27 protein-coding genes are annotated in these 22542 nt (G+C 62.9%); all 27 read right to left on the bottom strand.

Features of this window, described 5'->3' with window-relative positions; all coding sequences use genetic code 11:
• Positions 1-115: 115 nt before the first annotated feature.
• A complete protein-coding gene (locus PCA31118_RS23240; protein WP_150627336.1) occupies positions 116-2719 on the bottom strand; it encodes a hypothetical protein in 2604 nt (867 codons plus the stop codon).
• 1 nt (position 2720) lies between these two features.
• Positions 2721-4991, bottom strand: coding sequence for a lytic transglycosylase domain-containing protein (locus PCA31118_RS23245; protein WP_150627337.1), 2271 nt, complete (start codon positions 4989-4991; stop codon positions 2721-2723).
• A gap of 1 nt (position 4992) precedes the next feature.
• Positions 4993-7149, bottom strand: coding sequence for a hypothetical protein (locus tag PCA31118_RS23250; protein ID WP_150627338.1), 2157 nt, complete (start codon positions 7147-7149; stop codon positions 4993-4995).
• Positions 7150-7153: 4 nt separating this feature from the next.
• Positions 7154-7705 carry a hypothetical protein gene (locus PCA31118_RS23255; protein WP_150627339.1) on the bottom strand — a complete coding sequence of 184 codons (552 nt, stop codon included), beginning with the start codon at positions 7703-7705 and terminating at the stop codon, positions 7154-7156.
• Positions 7706-8092, bottom strand: coding sequence for a hypothetical protein (locus tag PCA31118_RS23260; RefSeq protein WP_150627340.1), 387 nt, complete (start codon positions 8090-8092; stop codon positions 7706-7708). It lies immediately after the preceding gene.
• A 43-nt stretch (positions 8093-8135) separates the two neighbouring features.
• A complete protein-coding gene (locus PCA31118_RS23265; RefSeq protein WP_150627341.1) occupies positions 8136-10748 on the bottom strand; it encodes a phage tail protein in 2613 nt (870 codons plus the stop codon).
• Positions 10745-11344: a phage connector family protein gene (locus tag PCA31118_RS23270; protein ID WP_150627342.1), complete on the bottom strand. Its 600-nt coding sequence runs from the start codon at positions 11342-11344 to the stop codon at positions 10745-10747. The genes PCA31118_RS23265 and PCA31118_RS23270 overlap by 4 nt, the downstream gene beginning before the upstream one ends.
• A gap of 9 nt (positions 11345-11353) precedes the next feature.
• Complete coding sequence (locus PCA31118_RS23275) at positions 11354-11578, bottom strand: hypothetical protein (protein ID WP_029307633.1); 225 nt, start codon at positions 11576-11578, stop codon at positions 11354-11356.
• Positions 11579-11656: 78 nt separating this feature from the next.
• The gene (locus tag PCA31118_RS23280) at positions 11657-12166 is read right to left on the bottom strand and encodes a hypothetical protein (RefSeq protein WP_150627343.1); all 510 of its coding nucleotides are present in this window, start codon (positions 12164-12166) and stop codon (positions 11657-11659) included.
• A gap of 42 nt (positions 12167-12208) precedes the next feature.
• Positions 12209-13099 (bottom strand): phage capsid protein, encoded by an 891-nt coding sequence (locus PCA31118_RS23285; RefSeq protein WP_150627344.1) that lies wholly within the window; start codon positions 13097-13099, stop codon positions 12209-12211.
• Between the two features lie 101 nt (positions 13100-13200).
• Positions 13201-13416, bottom strand: coding sequence for a hypothetical protein (locus PCA31118_RS23290; protein WP_150627345.1), 216 nt, complete (start codon positions 13414-13416; stop codon positions 13201-13203).
• A complete protein-coding gene (locus tag PCA31118_RS23295; protein WP_150627346.1) occupies positions 13413-14366 on the bottom strand; it encodes a hypothetical protein in 954 nt (317 codons plus the stop codon). The genes PCA31118_RS23290 and PCA31118_RS23295 overlap by 4 nt, the downstream gene beginning before the upstream one ends.
• Positions 14359-14634 carry a Bbp19 family protein gene (locus tag PCA31118_RS23300; protein ID WP_150627347.1) on the bottom strand — a complete coding sequence of 92 codons (276 nt, stop codon included), beginning with the start codon at positions 14632-14634 and terminating at the stop codon, positions 14359-14361. Before PCA31118_RS23300 ends, PCA31118_RS23295 begins: the two co-directional genes overlap by 8 nt.
• On the bottom strand, positions 14631-16280 hold the full coding sequence (locus PCA31118_RS23305; RefSeq protein ID WP_150627348.1) for a portal protein: 1650 nt from the start codon (positions 16278-16280) through the stop codon (positions 14631-14633). The genes PCA31118_RS23300 and PCA31118_RS23305 overlap by 4 nt, the downstream gene beginning before the upstream one ends.
• Positions 16281-16290: 10 nt before the next feature.
• On the bottom strand, positions 16291-16455 hold the full coding sequence (locus PCA31118_RS27115; RefSeq protein WP_174990577.1) for a hypothetical protein: 165 nt from the start codon (positions 16453-16455) through the stop codon (positions 16291-16293).
• Positions 16452-16946 (bottom strand): hypothetical protein, encoded by a 495-nt coding sequence (locus PCA31118_RS23310; RefSeq protein WP_150627349.1) that lies wholly within the window; start codon positions 16944-16946, stop codon positions 16452-16454. The genes PCA31118_RS27115 and PCA31118_RS23310 overlap by 4 nt, the downstream gene beginning before the upstream one ends.
• 1 nt (position 16947) lies before the next feature.
• Positions 16948-17250 (bottom strand): hypothetical protein, encoded by a 303-nt coding sequence (locus PCA31118_RS23315; RefSeq protein WP_150627350.1) that lies wholly within the window; start codon positions 17248-17250, stop codon positions 16948-16950.
• Positions 17251-17252: 2 nt separating this feature from the next.
• Positions 17253-17465: a hypothetical protein gene (locus PCA31118_RS23320; RefSeq protein ID WP_150627351.1), complete on the bottom strand. Its 213-nt coding sequence runs from the start codon at positions 17463-17465 to the stop codon at positions 17253-17255.
• Between the two features lie 9 nt (positions 17466-17474).
• Positions 17475-18962: a phage terminase large subunit gene (locus tag PCA31118_RS23325; RefSeq protein ID WP_150627352.1), complete on the bottom strand. Its 1488-nt coding sequence runs from the start codon at positions 18960-18962 to the stop codon at positions 17475-17477.
• 118 nt (positions 18963-19080) lie between these two features.
• Entirely contained in the window at positions 19081-19335 is a 255-nt protein-coding gene (locus PCA31118_RS23330) for a hypothetical protein (protein ID WP_150627353.1), read from the bottom strand.
• A 3-nt stretch (positions 19336-19338) separates the two neighbouring features.
• Positions 19339-19830: a terminase small subunit gene (locus PCA31118_RS23335; RefSeq protein WP_174990578.1), complete on the bottom strand. Its 492-nt coding sequence runs from the start codon at positions 19828-19830 to the stop codon at positions 19339-19341.
• Positions 19830-20132, bottom strand: a complete 303-nt coding sequence (locus tag PCA31118_RS23340) for a hypothetical protein (protein ID WP_150627355.1) — start codon at positions 20130-20132, stop codon at positions 19830-19832. Before PCA31118_RS23340 ends, PCA31118_RS23335 begins: the two co-directional genes overlap by 1 nt.
• 4 nt (positions 20133-20136) lie before the next feature.
• Positions 20137-20376 (bottom strand): hypothetical protein, encoded by a 240-nt coding sequence (locus tag PCA31118_RS23345; RefSeq protein WP_150627356.1) that lies wholly within the window; start codon positions 20374-20376, stop codon positions 20137-20139.
• Between the two features lie 97 nt (positions 20377-20473).
• Entirely contained in the window at positions 20474-21028 is a 555-nt protein-coding gene (locus PCA31118_RS23350; RefSeq protein WP_150627357.1) for a hypothetical protein, read from the bottom strand.
• The gene (locus PCA31118_RS23355; protein WP_246190399.1) at positions 21025-21576 is read right to left on the bottom strand and encodes a RusA family crossover junction endodeoxyribonuclease; all 552 of its coding nucleotides are present in this window, start codon (positions 21574-21576) and stop codon (positions 21025-21027) included. The genes PCA31118_RS23350 and PCA31118_RS23355 overlap by 4 nt, the downstream gene beginning before the upstream one ends.
• Positions 21573-21770 (bottom strand): hypothetical protein, encoded by a 198-nt coding sequence (locus tag PCA31118_RS23360; protein ID WP_150627358.1) that lies wholly within the window; start codon positions 21768-21770, stop codon positions 21573-21575. The genes PCA31118_RS23355 and PCA31118_RS23360 overlap by 4 nt, the downstream gene beginning before the upstream one ends.
• Positions 21767-22537, bottom strand: a complete 771-nt coding sequence (locus PCA31118_RS23365) for a hypothetical protein (protein WP_150627359.1) — start codon at positions 22535-22537, stop codon at positions 21767-21769. The genes PCA31118_RS23360 and PCA31118_RS23365 overlap by 4 nt, the downstream gene beginning before the upstream one ends.
• Positions 22538-22542 lie beyond the last annotated feature (5 nt).

Raw genomic sequence — 22542 nt, forward strand, 5'->3', positions numbered from 1 at the left:
AGTGTTGTCCGAGAGCGGTGATTGGATGCTTCGCCGGGTCATGGCCCGCCGATATCTGATGCCAAAAAGATAGCGCCCGAAGGCGCTATGTGCATATGTGAAACCGGTATCAACGTCACTGGCTGGACATTGCACCAAGATCTGGCGCGCGCTGCGGAGCAGATTCTCCGGGGCGCCAAAAATAGTCTGCGCCGGTCTCCTTCTTCTGTCGGTTGATGTTTCGCTGGGTTACCCCGGGAGAGAGGTTCTCCGCGATGTTGTCGAACAACAGACGATTCCAGATGGTCTTCCAGTACCAGAGATTGATAATCGGCAGGTTGCTCTGCGCAATCTTGGCCATGTCGGCAGACAGATGCGTCTCCTTTCCCTGTGCCGAGTCCTGAGCGGCGCGTGAAAGCGCGCGCACCGGCTGAAAGGCTGTGGACAGCACCGGGCCGCCGACGACGCTTGAGAGCAGCGAGCCGTAATCGGTGCTGGTCAGCGATGCATTGAGCATGTCCCCCGCGAAGCCTGCACCGCCGCCAGTGGTGAAAGCACGGGTCCAGAAGCGCGCGGCATGCGCCAGATTGTCGAACGGCGCTTCCGGGTCTTGTCCCGCAAGCATGTTCTTGAGCTGGACGGTGATGGCGCCGATCAGCGTGGTCGACAGCACCAACGCAGATCCATACGCGATCGGATTGGCCAGCTTCGGCGCGCCTTCCGGTAAGTTCTGCCCGCGCCAGCCATAATCGCGGCCCATCTCGGCGATGCGCCCCCAGTGCCGCGAGATCATTGCGATCGGGAACGACTTGAACTGCAGGAAGGTCTTTTTCAGTTCCCCACCGATGGTGCCGGGCGTGGCCGCGGCGATCACCTTCGTGCGAAGGTCAGGATTGAGCACGGCAAACTCGCCCTCATCGCGCACGAGCGCGAGCAGTTTGGGAACCACGTCGTTTGCGCGTGCATCGCCGGTAGCGAATATGGCGTCAGGCGTCAGGTACTTCTCACCGTTGTAATCCGACGGCGTGGCCTTGTTGATCGTCGCCCAATCGTCCTCGTTGAAGCCGCCGCGCTCGAGCAGTGTTCGATCCCAGGCGTCGAGATCCGCCCACTTCGTGCCCATGATCTTGCCGTAGCCGCGCATCATGTTCGCCTGGAAGGCGGTGCGAGTGGCATCGGTCCAGCCCGTGACGCCGCCGAATTTCATCGTCGCGGCCGACAGGTTGCGGGCCCAGCCGGTAGCGAGGTTATCGGTGCCCCACCGGTTCAGGCCGTGCTCGAGCGTTTCCGCGATGAGGCCCTGCCCCGTGAGCCAGTCTCGGAAGTCTTTCGACCCGGGCGCCATCAGACGAGCGGCATCGGCCAGCGTGCGCATGAACGGCACACGGTTGTAGCCGGCTGACACGAACATGGTTCCCACGTCGCCGAAGGCCGCGAGAAGTGTCCCTTGCAACTTGATCGCGCTGGTGGCCGTGCGCGTAGTCTCGGCGATCTTGGCAAGCTTCGGGTTGACCGGTGTATTCGTCGCGCCAGTGACGTAATTCCAGTACGCACCGATCGACGTCATGCCGCCCTCAAGCGTGCGCAGTTCCGTGTTGTCGTGCATCGCCGTAAGCTGAATCTGCGTCTGCATATTGCGCGTCGGGTTCGGGCCGTAGCGCTCGACCAGAGCGATGTTCTTGGCCATGCCGTCGACGTGGGAGATAAGCGAGTCGAGCATCGAACCCTCGCCGTATGCCGCGTTGTAGGCGATGTGGGCGTCGGCGTCCTTGAAGTGGAGCACCCGGTGCTTGCTGCCGGCATTGGCGCGCGCCGCGTTACCTGTGGTTTCGCCCGGCACGATCTTGTTGATGCCGCCGTAGGCGATCGTGTCCCAGACTCCCTGCTGACGCGGCTCGATCTTCCCCTGCGCCGCCGCGCTGCTGCGCTCCCATGGAGTCCTGTCTTCGCCGACCAGCATCCGGCGCACTGCCGCGTCGTCTAGCGGCTGGCCGGCGTCGTCCAGGTAGCGCGATCGATCGAGCAGCGGCATTACGAAGTCCGCCCACGCCGCACGCTGCGTGTCGCTGCCGTTTCCCATGACTTTGAGCGCTGAGTGACGAATCGGCACGTAGCCATAGTCAAGCTGGCCGACGTCGCCGCCCGCCGCATTGAATCGCTTGCGCATCGCGTCCGTGGTGGCATTGATCTGCTGCGCGGCGGCCTTGGCCACGTCATTGCCCGTCGAGCCGTCAGCATTGCGGTAAATCTCGCGGATGATGTCGCGTTCCATCGCAGGATTGTCGACGTCGAACGCACGAGACAGCCAGTTCTGCCCCTCCTTCATAGCATCGATCGCGCCCATCATGTTGCGCATGTACGTCGCCTTGATGCCGCCAGAGATGGCGTAGGTGTCCTCGATGTCGGCCTTCACGGCCTTCTCGCGTGCTCGCTTCTCGTAGGCGCGGTCCGGATTCGAGAATACGGCCTCGTTGATGCGGTTTGTCGTGTCGATCTGTTTGGCCACCTGCATCTGCTTGCGAGCCTTCGCCAATTCAGCTTCGTGGATGAGTTGCTCGCGTGCCCACTCTGCGCCCGCGCGGATCCGCTCCGAAGTCGGCATGGCGCTCCACGCGGCAGGGTCTTCCAGTCGGCGCGCAGCCATCCCGGCGCGCACACGGTTCTCGATGGCATCAGTTTCTGCCTTCGTCAGCGTCCGGCCAGCGGCAGCCTGAACTGCCTCTACGCATTTGTCGTGCATCTCAGATACCTCGGGAGATAAAGCAGTTGGCGGCCACCTCGAACAGCTTCGAGTCTTCGATAGCCGCGGCGTGCTCGTCGTCAATGACCTTCATCACGTCGCCAATGGTTCCTTCGACTTGCCCCCGGTCGGCGTCGACATGAACTCGCGTTTCGGGCTCGGCGTCCTGCAAGGCACGTAGATTTGCCTCTGTGGTTGTGGCGGTTTCCGGAAGCGTCGGCGCAGCGTCCTGTCCGCCCTGGCGGATGAGGTCGACACGCGGTGCGACGTGCACCGGCGCCCCGGCCTCTGATATCCAGGCGTCCAGCACAGCGCGAGATGCGCGCGGCGCCATCGTGTCCGCGCGGTATGCCTCTGCGACCTGCCGCACATAGTCAGCAATCGGCGTGCGCTTCGTCGCAGGAACATCGAACGCAGCGCGCTGTTCGCGCAACGATGCGAGGTTGGATTCAGCACTGGCGAGCGCATTCGTTGCTCGTTGTGCTTCGGCGTTACGTGAAATGGCGCCTTGCAGCCGTTCGAGGCGCGCGTCGAAATCCGCCTGCATCTGCTCGACCTGCTTCGACGCCTGGCGCTGCGCGTCCTTGAATTTCGTTCCCTGCTGCTGGATTTGTTCCGTCAAGGCTCTCACCTCGGCGTCGCCCGGGCGCGTGCCCATCGCTGCGATTTCGTTGCGCGCCGCCGTCACGGCGCCTGGGTCGGCCAACTGGGCGGCCTGCCCAGCAAGCGTCTGGTAGCCGTTCTCGGCGTCCGCGATCATGCCGTCGAGCGCCTGTGCGCGCAGAGAATCCGTCTCGGTGATGTAGCGGGCGACATCCGGGAACGCGCCGGCGTTCATCTGTCGGACGGCGAAATCGGTCAAAGCCTGATGGGTGTTGAAGGCATCAACGTCGGAAATACCGAAGGGATGTGCGTCGTCGAGCATGCGGCGACCATACATCGTGAGGGCTGCGTCGACCTGCTCCCCGGTGGGCGTGAAGCGCATTTCGTCGGGGCTGACACGGTAGTTATCGAGACGCTTGACGTACGCGGCTGTTTCCGGCTTATTCGGCTCCAGCCCCGCCATGACACGTTTTGCCTGAGAGACGCCACCGTTGTACTCAGCAGCGGCAGCCCGCACGTTACCGTTGTACCGGTTCAAAAGATCCCGTGCGTAAGCCCCAGCCGCGTTGATCGACGCGACAGGATCGGTAGGATCGCCCCCTTTCCCGTATGCCTTCCAGGTATCGTCAATGAACTGCATGACGCCCTTGGCACCCGCCGAACTCACCTGATTGCTGTTCGAGCGCTCGCCCGCGTTCTTGATGAAAAGCAGGAATGCTGGCGGCACGCCGTTCTGCTGAGCGACCTGAGTGGCGTAGGCATCTAGCGATGCATGGTTGTACGGAAGCGCCTTGCGTTCGGCCACTGGCATAGCTGCCAGATCAGGCGGCGGGGCCATCGGGCCACCGGAGCGCTCACGGACTGCCCGAATCGCATGCGTACCGCCGCCGAACGCAGCAGCCATGAGCGTCGCCGCGCCTATGTTCACAGGGTCCAGCGGGTCGATCTGGTCGGCGAGAGACTTGTAGTCGGCGTTGCGCAGGATGGCGCGCTCGGCGTAACCTTGCCCGATAGCCATGCCCGGGCCGCCCACCCCGATGAGCGCAGCCGTCTGCGCCAGGGTGCTACCAGCAACAGGCAGCACGGCCCCGGCTGCAGCGAATGCCCCGGACACTGCGCCGACAGCAGAGCGCGTGCCCACGTCGACGCCCTCGCGCTTGAGCTCTTCCGCGCGCCCCATGCCAAGCGATGCAGCACCGACGGCCGCGCCGGCGAGCGGGCCTCCGAGAACAGCAGCCGGGATGATTTGCGTCAGGCCAGACACCGCACCCTGCACGATCTGATCGACCCGAGACGTGTCCGACGGATTCGCCTTGAAGGTGTCCGCAAGGTCATACGCCGCGTTGCCCAGGCGCGATTCGAACAGTTGGCCGGCGCGGGATTTTGCGACAGCATCATTCACACGGCGGTCAACGAGTTCCGCTGCCCCGGGGTTCAGCGCCGCGCCAGCGGACAGCGTCGGATCGACGTATGCTTCGGTGGCACCAGCGGCCAGGTCAGACGCAGCACCGAAAAGCGTCGCGCCGCCCTGACCCAAACCGCGTCCGACGGCGCGCGTGATCGAGCCAATGGACGTCCCCACGTCGGCGCGCGGCGTAGGCGTTGGGAACTGGTCAGACGTCCGGAGAAAGGAATCGGTCGTGTCAGCGTAGAGATCGTCGATCGGCACATCAGCCTCCGAACGGGTTATCGACCTGCGTAGCGGCCGGAGTAGCCGCTTTCTGCGCAGGCTGCTGGCCGAGGTTCAGGTGCACTGTCACGGGCCTGCCCATGACGTCGCTCACGAACTGTTGGCCAGCCTGCACAGCGTACGTGCCACGCACTCCGACACGCACAAGCTTGTAGCTCGGGAACTTGCTCATGAAGTCCGCGACGGGCATGGCATCACGCCCGATGTAGACCTCCCCGATCGGCGCGCCATTCACGGTATTCTCGATGTTGCCCACACCCGCCGCCTTGAGGCTGCTGGTGAACTGCGATTCAGTCCAGCCGTATGGCATGGCCACTCGGTTCGGCTCGCCGTTGAAGCGCGTGCCGCCGGTGTTCGTAATTCCGCCGGTTGCTGCGTTGATACCGTTCTGAATGTCGGTCGAGTTCGGCGCGGTGCGCCCATTGCGCGCCGCGCTGCCCAAGGCGATGTAATAGGCCGATTCCTTCGCATCAGCCTCCTGCGCCGGCGGCAGGACCGAGTTGATGGCGGTGTTGATCTGCGACCGGATGCCCGCGCCGGCCGTGTCGTCGATCTTGACCGTCTTGTCACGGATAGCCTGCTCGCCGGAGAGAATGAAGGCAGAGACCGGCGTACCGCTCGTTGTCATCAGCGGATTGCCGTTCGCGCCCCCTGCCCCAGCTTTCATCGCCAATGCCACTGCCGGGTTCTGGTCATGCCATTGATTCGCCAAGTCAGCTATCCGTCCGGACGATTGTAGAATGCCGCCGATCTGGTTCAGCACCTGTGCACGCGTATCGACCGGCGTCGATTCAATGACGCGCAACAGGTCGGAAGCTTCCTGCGGCTGGAGCGGGCTGATCTGACGCCCGGCCCGGTTTTCGACGACGCCGATCTGCGGCATACGCTGGGCAATCAGTTGCAGTGCCGAGTTCGCGTCTGTGATCGGTGCGCTCGGCACGTCGCGGATCACGCCGTAGCCTTGCGCGGCCTTCCATGGGTTTTCCTTGTAGGCCTGTTGCGCTGCCGTGTTGATCTTCTCAAGCTGCTGCTGCGTGGCCTGCTCGGTGGGATTGACGCCGAGCATCGGATCGGAGCCCGCCGCCCGCATGCGCTCAAGCTCCGACTGTTGCTGCGCGAGCGACATGGAAGCAAAGCCGGCCACCATCGCTTGCGACTTGACCAGTTCCTGAAACGGCTTCTCTGCTGTGGTGCCGGCGACGGCTGCCGACGTCTCGGAAATGAAGTCGGTCGAGAAATAGCGACCGCTCGAAGCCAGATCAAACGCCTTGTTATAGGCGTTCGTGCCTGCCGTCTCACGCGCCTGCGCCTCTGCTTCAGCCTGTTTCTGCTGGCGCTCCTGCGCAGCGAGAATCCCGTTCTCGTACCCGTATGCCTTCGTGATGAGGGAAGCGCGGCGCCCAGGGTCCATCGACTCGCCGTCTTTTCCTTCGAGTGCAGCACGCGTTGCCTGAATCCCAGTAATGTTCCCGGACTGCGCATCGCGTTCCAATGAGCCAGATGCAGCAAAAAACGGGATTTTCTCTCGCGCCGTCTTCAGGAGTTTGTCCCGCGCCTCAGGCCCCACTTCTGGCATTGTCTGTTCGATCGTCGCCAGCGCAACGCCCGCCTTCGACGGATCGGAATAAACGACGTTCGACCAGTTGTCGATTGCGGCAGACACATTGTTCACACGGTCCGCGACGCGGGCGGATGCCTCGAACGAGATAGCTTGACCGCCAAGCTGCGTGCGCAACGAAGTCAGATGTTGCTGGAGGAACAGCTTCGACTGCGGCGTCGGCGCGGTGCTGATCGTATCGCTAGCATACTTATCGAAGTCGCCGATGAAATCTGGCGTGAAGTTCTGTGCGGGCCCCGTCGCTGCGGCCTTCCGCTCGTTCAGGTTTTGCTGCCATTGGAGATACGCGTTTGACGCGACATTACCAGCCCATGCCTTTGCGTCCTGCTCCTCCTGCTCCCGCAATAGTTTCTGCTGAACAGTCGCTTCCTGAGCGATGCCCTGGCCAACGTTCTGCATGGCCTGACCGACGTTCGACAGCGCTTGCCCGATGGCAGGCGAGACCGGTGTCGCTTCGGCGCGCGGCAGCGGTGCACCTCCGCCTACGCTCGTCTGTTGTTGATAGACAGGAATCTGCATAGTTTCAGCCTTGTGAGAGACCGCCGGCGGCGCGCGACTTCGCGTAATTGATCTGCGCCTTCTGCCCCGTGTAGGTGCCGTACGATGACAGCGCCGATGCACCCGCGTTCAGGTAGCCAGCCGTGAGTGCCGCGCCGGAGTTATTCCGCGCTTGCTGCGCCGACATCGAGTCGAGCGCGGCCTGAGAATCCATGCCGAGTGCCTGCATCTGGCCACCGTACCGGATGTTCAGCGCGTCGAGTTCGGCGTTTGTCGCCGACTGCTTGTACAGGTCCAGCGCAGAGCCAGATGACAGATCAACGCCAGACTCGGCCGTCGCGGCGGCCTGCCGTCCGAGCGCCATTGCCCCCGCTCGCCGTTGCGCCTCCTCGTTCGCATTGGCTTGAGCAAGCGCGACCTTTCCCTTCTCTCGACTGACGGAAGCGTTGTAATCAGCTGCCGCCGCCGCGGCATCGGCACTCGCTGACTGCGCGTTTGCCGAAGTGATGGCCCCGGCCACGCCAAGCGCGGAACTGGTGGCGGCTGTGATGGTCAGGAGGGTTATCGGATCTGCCATTTATCTCACCCATGCATATCGATCGGTATCACGCCCCTCGGGCGAATATTTGCGCATCGTCCCTTCCCACTCAAAGCCGCCGAGCATCTTGACCCAGCGGTGCGCCTGCGGAAAATTCGTGTCGACCTCAACCTCGATCCGACGTGCGGCGCAACTGATCATGGCGCGGCGTACCGCACGATGCAGCGCCAGCATGCCCATGGGTCCGATGTCACCCGCGATGAGTGCCCATGCGCGCACGTTGCCCTCCCACAGGGTGAAGAAGCCCGCGCATACAACGACACGTCCGTCGATACGGCCTGTGAATGACTCCAGCGGCTCAAGCGCCTCGGGATAACCATTAGCGAGCAGCAGTGGGCGCATCGCGGCCTGCGCCGGCTGAAGCATTAGTTCATGCATGTCCGACGCGCGGTACGGTGAAATCTGCATGTCAGCCCTTGTCGTAGGTTGTGACCTGCGGCATGACTGCCACGATGGTCGACGGCAGCGGGTACGACTGCTGGAGGCAAACCCATGGATTCGTGCCGTAGCCATCCTCGAAGTCGAACAGCATGTCGCCAGTGAAAAGCGGCGGCGGGTTGTCCATCGCATCCAGCGCGGTTCTAAACTGCCCCTCGTCCATGTTCTCGAACGTGTGCCCGAATTGCAGCCCGAGTGTGTCGAGCACACGCACCACGATCTGGTTGATGCGCGCGTTCTTGCCCTGGCTGGTGCCATCAGCGGCGCCGGCGTTCAGTCGCATGGATTGCAGCCGCGCCGGGCACGCGAGCCCGACATGCACCTTCGATCCGGCGTTTTGCAGGGTGATGGAGCCGCCAGAGACCACGCGCGACGGGTGCGTGGCGCCGTTGACCAGGAGGTCGACCGTCATGCCTTCGAGGTAATCCAGCCCACTGATGGTAGTGACGGTCATGCGCCACGCATTGGCCGGGATCGTGGAGGTGGACGGGAATGCCGCGTCGACCCTGCAAACCGCGTTCGATGCATCGACGAATGCGGTGATGGTTGCCTTGGCAGTGACGAACTGTGTGACCGGCTTGCCGGACACGTCTGTGGCCGTGATCGTGTAGCGGTAGTGGATCTGGCGGCCAACATCCGATGCGGACCACACGGGAGACCCGGCCACGAACGGCACATTGACGGCGTGCGCCGTGGTAGCGTCAGCGCCAGGCGTAAGCGTTGCGCCAATGACGTTGTCGAGCGTGAGTCCGCAGTCGACATAGAAGCTGTCTTCGGGATCGTCGTCCGGCTGGCGCTCGCGATCCATGTAGCAGACGTACCGCTTCGTCGCACCGTTGACGGTCAGGCGGATGATCCCCCACAACTCGTCACGCGTTCCGTCCGGAGACGGGATCACGCAGATCGACTCAATCAGGCCGCCGCCGCCAATCGGGTGCCGATGCCAGCCGCCGTGCGGCGCCTCCGGGTACTGCTCGCGCGAGTAGGTCATCGCGACCAGCGCGCCGTCGGAGCGAACGCCCCAGACCGTCGAGTATGGCTCCTGCTGGTAGGCGATCTGATTGAGCTGTGGCTGTGGGATGTGCTCCGCGAGCACCGACTGGTCGTTCGACTGGTACCCGTTATTCGCGAAGTCGTAGGCGATATCGCGCAACTTCGTGCCCGCGCGCTGGATGAACAGCAGCGAGTTGCTGACCTGCACCGGCTTGGCCTTGCGCGAGCCGATGCCCGATGTGTTCGGCGTCGAGATGTTTTCCGGGCCGAACGGCTGGTTCTCCGTCTGCGAGCGCACTGCAAACTCGCTGCCGGCGGTGCCGCACACCAGCGCCTCGATCGACGAGTTGAGCGGCTCCATCCACTGGATACTGTTGACCTGGCGGGACACGAGCGTGGCCGTGATCGCTGCATCGGTCGTGACAAGCCCGTTGAGGTCGCGCGCGTTGAAGTTCTCATAGTCCCCCGCCACGCCGAGCCAGACCGTCTGACCACGCCCGAAGGCAAGCCGTTGGCGGAACAGGCTGACGTTCGTCGGCCACCCTTCCACGCTCGACCATGCGCCGAACGCCCATTGCGTTGATGCATTGGCTGCGCCGACGGCGTCGGCCGGTAGCTGCGCCTGTGAACTGGCCGTCGTCATCGGAACAACGGTCCCGGCAACTGTGTATGCATCGTTCCAACCAGTGATCAGAACGACGCCGTAGCCGGGATCTTCGTAGTTCCACAGCACGCCTACCTGAGCGTCAATGGGGTTGGTGCTCCCCGATGGTGTGTAATAGGCGCCCTTGACGACATCGCCACCGTCCCACAATGCCCCGGCGGTATGGACCGGCTTGTCCGGGCCGGTCACACGCGGTGTGCCGGCCGGTGGATTCGGACTGATGGCCTTGTACGTTTTGCCGTCCGACATACGCAGCATGCCGTTCGAGATCGGATCAGGCTGGTTCCATTGCGTGATCGAAGACGTCTTCTTCCGGCTCAGTTGAAACAACGAGCCGATGTGACCGGGGGAGAAGATCGGGTCGGATGCTGTCAGCGTCACAGCACCCGTTTGCGCGGACGCGTATACCGTCGTGGCGGTGGTGTTCGCAGTTTTGAACGGTCCTCCGATGGGCTGCATTGTGGTCAGCGTCCAGTTCGTGGGCGCCAAGCGAGACAGCTTACGCGGCGCGAACTTCGGATGCGTGATGTACACAACATCGGCAGACTCCACGAAATCAAGCTGGAACTGGCCGTCTGCGTCCACGAGATCCGAGCTCGAATACGGCGAGGCGATCTCATAGGGGACGCCGGCGTTCAGCAGCTGCCCGTGATTCGTCCAGAAGCGGATGTACAGATGGCCGAACTCCAGCACGTACGCCTGCTGCGTGTTGAACTGGAACGGCATGAACCAGGCGCGCTGCGTCTGATCCTTGATGGGCGCGACGAAGCGCCACGAACCGCGGCGCATGGCCGGGCCCTGAATCAGCGGGATATAGTTCTCGCACGTCTTCAGGCCGTTCGCATACTTCGCGATGTCTTGCCGCCCTTCCAGCCTCGGCGACAACTCGCCCGAGTTGAAGGAGCCGAGGATGGGTGAGGCTCTCATAGTCGAATCAGCATCCAGGAATCGTCGGGGAAGCCCTGCGGCGCGCGTTCAATGGCACCGGCGAGCGTTGCGTCTCGCATGGCCTGCTTGTAGTCTTCGGCGGCCTGCTGCCGCTTCGAGAGCGACTGCGTGATTTCTTCGCAGGCTTCGTACGCCAGCTTCGACGCGAGCGCTTCGACGAATAACGCATCGAACTTGCCCGGGTCGGCCACGTCCTGCACGTACCGGATCTTGAGCGGCGCATTGAAGATCGTGAGGATCTGGCTGCCCTCGATCTGGTAAGCGCTGTCGTCCTGGTCGCGGTAGTCCGTCATCGCGGGCACCGCGAAGGTGTCGTTCACCTGAACCAGTCGAAGGAAGTCGGCCGGAAGCTGGAACGCCGTGTTGTAGCCCCAGGCCGGTTTCTCGCTGAGTGCCGGCAGGGTCGTGCGCACGATCGCGAACTTCCAGAAGCGTCGACGCAGTTCAGCCTTGCGCACCGTGTCCCAGAGCGCGGACATGACGCGCGCGGGCTTGCTGTTCTCGTTGATGTTGGTGATCCGGGCCGCACCAACCTTCGTGAGAGCACGGTTGCAGATGTCGGTTTGCGAGGCCATGGCTCAGCCTTAGCCCGGCATGTTGAACTTGCCGGACGTCTCGATGTAGGCGTGCAGCTTGTCGAGAGCCAGCAATACCTGCATGCGGACTTGCGTCGACGAAAGTCCAGAAGCGATCAGGGCGTCGGTGTCGATGGTCAATTCGACCGGCGCTGTAACCACGGCCGCACCGACCGCATCGGTCACCTGATGGTCGTTGCCTTCGACGGCGATACTGAGACGACGTGTTGCCATGATGGTGCTCTCCTATTTGCAAAAAATCCCACGAGCCCGAAAGCCCGTGGGGAATCACCGCTTCACCGAAAACTTGGATTACGTGCCGTTGTCGACATACTGGACGTCAGCGCCGATCAACCCCGTCGCGGCGATGGCCGCCTGGACCGTCGCGACGATGTCGAGCGTGCCGCCCGGGTCAGCTGTCAAACCGGCGGCCTGCCAGAGCGGCTGCTCCTGCTTGTCGAGCGTGTAGGTGCCGCCGGCGTTGGTCGCGTCAGCCCGCGACAAAGCCGCGGACGTGGCCTGAGCTGCAGCGAACAGCGATGCCGACACGGCCGCACCGCCATCCTTCGTATTGCGGTACACGCCGAGATTCACAGCCGACGAGGCGCCGAGGTTTGCGCACGAGAGGTAGATCGCGCGAACCATCGCGGTCGACGGCAGCGACGCGAGAATGTACTTCGAGTTGACCGAATCGCCATTGGTGGCGGACACATAGCCATGCGAGGAGCGGATCGAACCGCGCTCGAGACGGCCATCGCTGATGATCGACGGAACCGCATCGCGGTTCGTGATCGTGGTGGACTTGACGGTAACGACTGCCATGATGAACTCCTAGAATCGTGAGAAATGGATCGCGGCCGACGCTTACGCGCAGGGGATTTCCACGACCTTCTTTTCCTCCAGGCGCGTGCCGCCGAAGGTGCCATACAGGTAGACCTGCCACGGCAAACCGGCCAGATCCTTGCGCTGCGACACGTCGGCCGACACGTCCTGCCATTGGCCGAGGTGCATGCCTTCCTTCACGTAGAACGGGCAGCGCGTCTGCGACGAGCCGTTCTGCGGCAGGCGTTCGGAATGGATGAAGTCGACCTTGCCCCACGACATCACGAAGCCGTCGTTCACGACTGCCTTCTCGCCGTTGTAGTCCGCGTTGATGACCTGAACTTCGTCCATCAGGTTGCGGTTCTGCTTGGCGCTGATCACGCAGTAGATGCGGTCGCCCGACGACGGATCCCAGGCTTCGTTCTGCAACAGAATCTGAATGCCGGCCTTGAGCTTTTCCACGTTCATGCCCGTGGCCGAGCTCGCGCCTTCTGACGCCGAGACCTGTTGCGAGGCGGGGAAGTTGGTCGTGGTATTGCCATCCACACCAGTCTTCGCGGCACCGAAGAAGGCGGCGATGATCTCGTCGTCCTTCGCGCGGTTCATGGCCGCCGTACCGTTGTTGACGTAGCTCGATTGCGGATCGATCAGCAGGCGCAGCTTGTCGATCTGATCGATGAGGTCGTTCCAGTCATAGTCGGACGGGAAGACCCAGCGACGATCAGCTTGCGTGTCTGCCGGGGTGAGCGCCGGATAGCGCGTGGTGCGCTTTTGCGCGACGGTGGGTACGAACTGATCGACCGGAACGCCTTGTTTGCCGACGTAGGCGCCTTGCGTGACGCTGCCAATCAGTCGCGAACCCTTCTGTTGCGACAGCAGTTGGACGTTCGTGGTGTACTGCTGGACGTAATGCGTGGTGACGAACTGGGACATGATGCCCTCCGTTGAATAAGTGAAAGAAACTCACGTCTTCGAAGGGCTTGCCCTGTGCGGGGCCGCTTCTTGCCCCATGTCGCAGGGGCCGTGCGGCAGTGTCAGCTGCTCTTTGACCGGGGCTTCGCAGTCGCCTTATCGGTGGATACCGGCGTTGCCGCCGGCTGCTGGGTGACTGGCCCGACGACGAATCGTTCGAATTCCTCGGCGCGCTTCACGATCAGTGCTGTATCGCGCCCCGGAATGTTGGCCAGTCGTAAGCATTCTATGCGGATGGCTTCCGGCGAAAAACACGTGTTTTTGGTATCAGTCATCATTCGCTCGCCGGATATGCGATCTTGTGAAGCCGCTCCATTTCTGCCTTCTTGGACGCGTCACCTTGCAGATACGACGTCGCCCACACCTTATCGGACTGGAGAGATTTGATTTTTGCCATGGCCTCGGCAGGCGACATGCCCACACCCCCACTGTCGCCATTGCTGTGTACTTTGTGCTCGCCCAGGCCGCGACCGATGTTGGCGAACATCTCCAACATGGCCTTCGTGCCGATGGCACCCTCAAGCTTTGAAAGCACCTGTTGGCGTTCCTCGGCAGTCTTCGCGGGGATGAACTGCGTAGCGGCTCGCTTACCCAGTTCGAGGTTTGCGTCAGCCTCCTTGCCCCATCCCGCGACCACCTCGCCGAACTCCTGATCAGCGCGCGTCGCTGCCTCCTTGGCTTGCAGCTCTGCCGCTTGGCCTTGGAACGCGTTCCACTTCTCGGCGAGCAATGCGGCCTGCTTCGGCGGGATGCCTGCCTCGTGGAACCACGTCGACGCCTCTTTCGCGAACGTGTCCGGCTGACCTTCGGGCACCTTGATCACGCTCAGATAATCGTCTGCCTTCTCGGGAACACCCATCTTGGCGCGGAATGACGCCAGCTCCTCGGCAGGCGCGTCATCGCCCGGGATTACTACGGTGCGGCCAGCGCGCTCGTGGCCGATCAGCTTCTCGAGGTTCCATGCGCTTTCAGCGAGCGCAGCAGGATCCTTCCAGCCCTTGGCCTGCGTCCAGTTGCGCACCTCGTCGTTCTGGATGCTGGAGAACCATGCGTCACTACCGGCGGACGTGGCGCCCGCACCACCGGCGCCATCGCCGCCACCAGCGGTGGCACCAGCACCCGATGCAGCGGCGTCGGCGGCAGCACCCGTGCCAGCGCCAGCGCTCGCGTCAGCAGAGCCGCCAGCGGCGGCAGACCCGGAAAAAGCAGCAGCAGCGGTGTTACTCATTTTCGGCTTCCTCTTTGAGTTTCAGGAGTTGGGCATCATCGATATGCAGATGCGCGATGATTCGTTGGAACACTTCTTGACGGCCGATCTGCACCGCGGTGGCGATGGGATCGGCCTGTTGTCGGACAGTGGAGACGACGAGCGGAGACTCGCCGTAGCGGCAAAAGCGACGCAGATCGGCCAGCACATGGCGCGCGGCGTCACTCTGGAACGTGGCGCGGTAGTACGACCGGCGGCGGAGGATGCGATCAAGTATTTTCATCGTCATTGCGGCAGCACCGCCGGAGCGTTCTGGTTCGTGGCTGCGGTTGCCTGTGCCTGCGAGAAGTCCTTGGCGGCAGACGCGGCGACAGGCGCAGCAGCGAGAAGTTGCTTCATCTGCTCCTGCTTGGCCTGCTGTTCCTTGAGCGACGTGACCTCGTCGTCGGTGCGCATCAGGCGTTCCGGGACGCCATTGATCGACGCGAGTTCAGCCGCCATACCCTCGATGTCAAACTTGAGCATGACCGACGAATCGATCTGCGCGAGCGGCGCGACGGCCTGCATCGTCTGCATGATGCCGATCCCCACGCTCGCGCGTTGTGCCTGGTTGAGCGGGCTCTGGTACTCGATACGGATCTCGCCGCCAGCTTCGATCAGTTCCCGAGGCATCGGCGGCAGCGCACCACTCGCCGCAAGAATGTCGATCTCGCGCTCCGTCACCGAGCCGAGGAGTTCGCTCTGGATGCGTCCCATCGTGGGCGCCAGCAGTTGCCCCTTCTCCTGTGCGCGCAGCATAGCTTCGGTAGCGGTGATCTGTGGCTCCTCTACCAAAATGCGGAACAGCGTCACGAAGAACGCGTCGTTGATCGCCTCGCGACGCTGATTCATCATGTCGAGCCCGATGTCGACGCGTCCTTGCGTCTGGAACGGTATCGCCGTCGCGCGACCATTCTGATCGACGTAGCCATAGTTGAGCGCGTTCGATCGAACATTGAACGGTTGCAGGCTGGCATCTTCGGTGAGCATGATCGGCGGAGCGACAACCTGCTGACCGGCGCGCAGCACGGTCTTGCTCATCTCGTTGAGCATCTTGATGTCGGGCAGCACTGTCATAGCCGGCGAGCGCCCGTAGACTTCGCGCGGGCTCGTCTCGTAGCGCGGCACGGCAAAAGGAAAGCGGCGAAATCCGCCCTCACTGACCACACTGCGCGTTTCGAACTCGATGTAACACGATGAGAAATCCATGCCACGGTGGTCGCGGCGGCGACTGTCATATTCGTCGTTCGGGCCGACGCAGTGAAGAAACCAGAACTTCGAAAGCGGATCCTTATCCAGTGCCCGCTTGATACCTTCCGACAAGGCGTCGCGCCCGAACTTCAGGGCAGCTTGTTCGGCGGTGAACTGGAACTTCCTGTGAAGCCGGTTCACCGTGCCGTTCTCATCCTCCGAGATGTAGGACTCGGCGAGCGGAAACGACTTGTACTGAATGCCCTTGCCGAGAACATCGTCGGTGAACAGGATCCCGGTGCCGAATGCTCCGATGTCAAGCACCGCCTCGCCTGACTGTGCTTGGAAGTTCGAGTGCGGCGAGTAGCGCACCTTGAATATGATGTCGGTGACCTGCTCCAGATACTTCTTGACGTTTGGATTCTCGGCTAGATCAGGATTGGCAGTCGTCAGCGACTGGTAGCGCTGCGTCGCGGGCATCGTGAAACTGATGACGGCGGCGGCGAACTTGGGCAGCGCGAGTGGTGCCGTTGCGTCGAAGATGCGCTCATTGCGCTTGTCGCCGTCCGGGCGCTGCTGCTGGAACAGATTCTGCGTGGGACGTACACGCTCGGCGATTTCACGCCAATGCCCCTCCCAGATGCCACGACGCGATTGCATCTGCTCTTGCAGGCGGATTAGTTTGTCGGCGCGTTCATCTGCCATTTTCTGTTCCTCATTGCGCCGGCAACGTGTCGCCTGGCAAATAGACGGTGAACGTAGTGCCGTCGCAAATGACAGCGATACAGTCGTCAGGGAACTGGGACTGCGGCACAAGGATCGTGCTCGGCTCTCCGTTGTCGTCCAAAGACGGCTTGATGATTGCGGGGATTTCAATCATGGATTCAAAATCTCCACCGTGTACGACTCCAGGGTGATGCTGTCGGCAACGTCGCTTAGCTTCCCACTGAGCGTAAGGCTTTGCGCTATCGATGTGTCGATGCTGTAGGTCTGCGCGGCGATCGACGAGGTTCCGAAGGGCGTGCTGGAAGCGCTTGAGAATCCCGTCTGTGACGTCTGAGATGCGCGATTACGCAGGAACGTCATGTGCTGCATGCTCGCCGTGCCTGCCTGGTTGTATCCCGGGTTCATGAACACGACGCCACCGAGACGCGCGTACAAGGTCTTCGCTACGGCCGTCGACGAGAAGCTCCACATGGTGGTTAAGCGCAATACGCCGTTGGGCCCCATTGCTCCCGCAGGAACGGTCACAGTGGCGAGTACCGTCTCCGTGAGTACGCCCGTTACAGAAACAGGTACAGCCGACTGCGCAAGCACCTGTGCGCCGCCGGACTGCCCGAATGGGAGCGGAAAGCCAAGATTGCCAGGCACGTCAGCCCCCGTTATTCGTTGGGATGCCAACGACGTAGGCATACACCGCGCTCGGGGTTCCGCCGGTAATTTGCATGCGGACCTGACCTGCGGGAGCGGTGAATCCGGCGACGCCGTTGGCAGTGAACGTGGTCTGATTGCCCAGCGTCATCCACGTACCGTTGGGAGACAGAATCTGAAGCGTCAGCGTCGCGCCTCCGAACGTGCCTTCTGCAAAGCACGCGCCATTGCCACCCGGCCAGTCAACGGATTGCCCCGTGGCATTGCCGTTATTCAACAGTGTCAGTTGCGGACGTCGTGCCATGTTCAGCTCCCCAGCAGCTTCGCTGCGCCGGTCGTGGGTTGGGTGGATGAAGTGCTTCCACCAGCGAGGATGGTGGACGCCATACCACGGCGTCGGCGCAGCGCGTCTGCATCGTTCTGGCCCTGCACTGCGGCGTTATCGACGGTGGGCGGCGGGGGCGCAGCTGGCGGCGGCGGTGCGGCCGGCGTGCTGGGCTTGCTGAATAGCGAGGTCATGGGCTGCTCCTAGAAGTCGGTCGAGTAGTCGGAGAGCGCGAATGCTGGGCGATTTGCCACGGGTTCACGCTTCACAATCGCCTTTCCTTCTCCTGCACCGATCATAAGATACTGATCGGCGTCACATACGTGCGAATAGATGTTTTTATCTGGCACATCGCGGTATTTCTCGGTTCCTCCGATCTGCATCCGCTTGTAGTGATAGCCGCCCATGTATCCCTTGCGCAGCACGCGGCAATCGGGATGCACAAGCATGGCCGGCTCACCGTCGATCAGTTGCGTCATGGGGTTTCGCACCGCCTCGATGCGGATCGTCGGCGCGTTGGTGTACGCGGGCACCGACTTCACTCCGTGGGCCTCGAGAATCTGGAACGTGTCGCGTTCCTCGTCATCGCCACCCTGGGCGGCATTGCCCGCCGGATCGCCCGTGATGCTGCCGATCTTGAAGCCGTGATACTGCTCGGCAAGGTGCTTTTTGATGAGCCCGGCAAAGCGGATGATCCCTGCTCGATCCGTCACGACTTCGCTGCGCTTGCGCCACTGACCGTTGGGCATGCGCTGCGCGAACACGGCGGCGGGTGTGAGACCGAAGTCCATGCCGATGTGCAGCAGCAGGCGCGGATTCGCCTCGAACTGGCGGCAGTGCAGGTTGTCGCTGTACTCCGGATACACGACCTTGCCGTCCATGACAAAGCCGTATTCGCCGTCGACGTAGACCTTGATCCACTCTGGCTTCTTGCCCGCGCACGCCTTGAGGTAGTAGCCCGGGTCGAGATTGTTCAGATTCTCGGCGTTCGGCGAGCGGCCGCCCGGCTGCCGGAACCAGTCGAACAGGTTCTGATCTTCGCGCAACGAACCGACCTCTCGCAGTTTGCTTTCGAGCTCGGCGTTCGTCTCGATGTCCTCAGGCGTCGGCTCCTCGGCAAGCCGGTACCACCAGTGGTCGGAGTCAGGTGGGTTCGTGTCCAGCATGATCTGCGGATCGGTGCAGCCGCCCTCCTCCCGGCGCGGGAAGCGGCCGACACGCCCGGTCAGGCCGTCGAGAATGGCCTTCGGCACCTCACGCGCCTCATTGATCCACGCGTCGGACAGTTCGAGCGACAGCAGCTTACGCACGTCGTCCGGGCGATCGAGCGCGATAAAAATCACCTCCCAGTCGATCTTCTGCGCCGCGTCGACGATGTGGTGCGTCGGTGGACCGGACTCCCGATAGTTCCCGTAGGTCGGCGGGATCCACTGGTGCCACGTCTTGATGGTCGTGGTCTTCAGTTCCGGATAGGTGTTCCGGACGATGGCGGTGCGCCGGCGAATCCAGCCGTCGCGCTGGCGCTTCTGTTTTTGCAGGTTGCGCACCAGCTTCATGACGCAGCACACGGACTTGCCCGAGCCGATGGGGCCCATGATCCCGGCAACGAATGCGTCGCTCTTGATGAACGCCTTGCCGATGGGCCCCGGCGGCTTGTAGTGGATCTCGCCCGCTGCCTGGATGTCGCTCATCTGAAATTCCATTTGAGGGAGAAACACACGCCAATCCAGTGAACGCAAATGCGCTCGCGCGAAAGCCTGATGCGTGGAATCAGACGGAACTGCGTACCCGCGTTGGTTATCCAGAATTTCATTGCAGCTTATCCCCCGGCAGAACGCGGGCGCTGCCGTCACCCGGCACGACGGCGCGCGTCAGGTTGGCATCCTTCACGCGGAGCTTGCCCGCGCGCACGGCGAAGAACTTGGCCGCTTCGGTCACGGCGGTGATGAATCCGCCGAAGTCATCGAAGTAGCCGCTGAACTTGCAGTCGTTGACCTCGATGTGCATGGCCCACGCGTGATCGTGCACCGGGCTTTTCTGGATGAGGATGTTCTGGATTCGCACGGGTTAATCTCCGAGGTGGATGTGAATGTTGAAAGGCGGCGCGGCGCCGGTGTCGTCTTTGTAGAGCCCGAGGTGCTTCTCCAGCGCCATGAGAGATGAAGATTTGTCGGACAGCTTCACGCGAGACACACGCGTCTCCATGCGCTTGCCGACCTTGACCGTCTCGAACTCGAACCCGGCCACGGCGGCGGCGGTGTCGTCGTCGAGCTCGTGAATGCCCAGAGGCTTGCCCTTGGCGTCAAGGAACTTGCGCGGGTCGAGGAAAGCCAGGCGGGCGCGCTCCTTCAGCACTCGCTCGGCGGTGACTTCCAGCTTCCCCATGATTTTCTTGGTCGTTTCGTCCAGCTTTTTCTGCACTTCAGCATGCTTCAACAGCCGACAACCCTGCGCATAGGCAGTCTTCGGGCTGTAGCCAGAGCGCAATGCCGCCTGTGTGGCGTTTCGATCGACGAGGTACTCGGCCACAAACCTCGCCTGCTTTTCATTCAGCGCCATTACGCGTCCTTCGGCTGGTCGCCACCGCGCAGCCATTCCATAACTCGCTTCACTTCAAGAACTTCGTCGCGGTCGTAGAGCACGCGACGCCCCAGTCTCACCGGCCGTGGCCGATAGGATTTCTCGCGCGTGCGTCCGATCAGGCCGTTGACGCTCAGATTGAGCAGGTCAGCGGCCTCCTCACGTCCAATGAGCACGCGCTCCTTCATCGACTCGTCGTCGGCGAAAAGCGCAATTTGTGAGCGGCGCATGTCCCCTCCCCATATCGCGTTACTCGATTTCGATTCGGCGGTGATTCCCATTTTTCTATCTGGGTTGGTGCTGCTTATCGCGCCAAGCCAGGAACGGCCGGCGCACGATGTTGTGAAAGCGGTCTGCCGCAGAGCCGTTGGTGTCGAGCTCACGGCGGCTATCAACGCCGCAGGCAATGCGGATGAACTCGGCGGCGTCGTCTGCGGTGATCGGCTGGTGGGCGGCCTCCTCCAGCCACGCCCTGAACTGCGGCTGGCGCGGGAGGATGCCGGCGAGGCGCGTGAGGGTCGTCATGGCAGCATGAGCAGGCCGCCAGCACAGCAGCCCGCGATGATGAGGCAGCCGATGGCGCCGAAGATGAGGATTGCGCCGACGGCGTCGAAGTCGCGCATCACACGCTCCCGAACAGTGCGGCGGTGAGCGGATCACGGCGCGCGAGCGTGCCGCTCTCGATCTTCTTGCGCGTGTAGTAGCGACGGCGGCGAACGAACAGTTCATGCGGGTCTTGCTTGGCCTTCCAGCGTTCCTGTGACTGCTGGCGCGTCAGCATGTCCGGACGCTTGGCGTTGGTGCCCGAGCCGATGCGGTAGACCTTCTGCGCCGCTCCGGTGCGGGGATGGCGTTGAAAGTTGGCGATGTGCGCACGCTGTTCCGCGACCGCGCGGTCGAGCAGTTCGCGGGCCTGCTGCTCGGAGAGGTTCACGGCTTGCGCTGCCTGCTTGGCGGTCATGGACAGGCCATGAGCCATCACCTTGCAGAGTTCGGTCCAGCCGGGCGTAAGGCGAGGCTTCGCGCCGAGGCCAATCGCGCGCGCCTTGTGGCGGATGCGCTCCACCGGGCGACCGGGCAGGCGATGGGCCTGTGATTCAATCGTCTCTGGCTGAGCCCAGATCTCGTGAAGGATGGCGACCTCGGCGTCGGTCCAGCGCATGTACGGGCGTTTCATCGCTGATCCCCCGCGAACAGTCCCTGCTGCTGTGCCTGCAATGGCTCGATGACGACTTCGGTGCGCGGATTCTTCCGGTCGATGCCGTGAAACACGTGCTTCGCACGCACCTGCCGGTCGTTGACGTAGACGCCCTTCTGCACCAGCACGCGCTTCGCCTTCACGCCTGCCGCCTTCTGGTCCTTCGTCAGCTTCTCTGACTTGTACCGGTCCTGCATCACGTCGAGCACGATTGACTCGTCTAGGTCGGGACGCTCGCTGGCGTAGAAGATGTGCAGCGTCACGCACACTGGCCCAGTGAGCTGCACGCGGTAGCGCGGCGGGATCTGGGCCAGTGCGTCGCGCTCGTAGTCGCGGGCCTTGTCGGACTTGATGAGCATCGCCGGACGGTCGCCAAACTTAGCCACCTTGCGGCTGTTGGCCTTGCTCGCAGGTTCCCCGAGGATCGTGAAGCGAATCACGCCGCCATCAAACGCGGGCGCGCGAGAGAGGTCCGGGAATTCGTCGGGCAACGCGGGGGCGCCCGGCATTTCGTCGAAGAGAGTCATTGGTCATCCTTGTCGGTGTACGGCAAGTTGCCGTCGAAGCTGGTCGGGCCGAGGATCGAACCCTGCACCGGTTCCTCGGATCGCTGGAAGTGGGCGCGGCAGAACCACGGGCCGCCGCCAGATGCGCTGAGGCTGATGGTTCCGTTCCACTGGCAGCCGGCGGCGGGGCAGCGGCGATCCACCGGGGCACTCACTGCTGACCCCGTTCGTAGGCTGCCACGCGTTCGGCGAGCTCACGCTTCGTCACCTGCGTGGCTTCGTGGCGCTCGCGAGCGATGCGGGACTCGTGAGATTCGCCGGCCGGGCCATTGCGCATGCGCTCGACCATCACCCGGAACTGCTCTTTCGCCTTGCGCGCCTCGTCGCTGTCGCTCTTGCTCGGCGCCGCGAGCAGGCCAACGTTCTGCGTCACCGGCGCGGCCAGCGCCGGGTATTTGCGCTCGACCTCGGCAGCGGAGATGAAGCCGAGCGCGATGGCCTTCTGGTCGGCGGCGGCGTCGGTCGTACGGTCGGTGCCAGGCGAGCGGATCACCGCCGGCTCGATCCCCGCCATCCGGTTCGCCTCGGTGATGCGGGTGTATGCGGCCTTGAACGCCATGCGCGCGGCAACTTCGTCGCTCGCCAGCAGCTCGCGCGCCGAGTCGAACGCCTTCAGGATCTCGTCCGTGAGCCAGACCGTCGCGGCTTCATCGCTGGACGCGAGCGCGATTGCCCATGCCTCGTCGGCTGCGATGCGCTGCGGGCCCGAGAACTCGAGGTGCTTCAGCAGCGCGGCGGGCGTCGGCGCGAACTCGGACGAAGCCATGTGCAGGTCGATGGCGCGCGTCACGGCGCTGATCGGGTACGGCGTGAGCAGACGCACGAACACGTCGAAAACGCCCTTCGCCGGTGCGGGCTGGCGGGCGACTTCGTAGGCGACGGCGAGGGCTTGGGCGAGTGCTGGGCGGTCAGAAGGCGTCATGGCGA

This window comes from Pandoraea captiosa (assembly GCF_902459775.1).
In the GTDB taxonomy this organism is placed as follows: Bacteria; Pseudomonadota; Gammaproteobacteria; order Burkholderiales; family Burkholderiaceae; genus Pandoraea; species Pandoraea captiosa.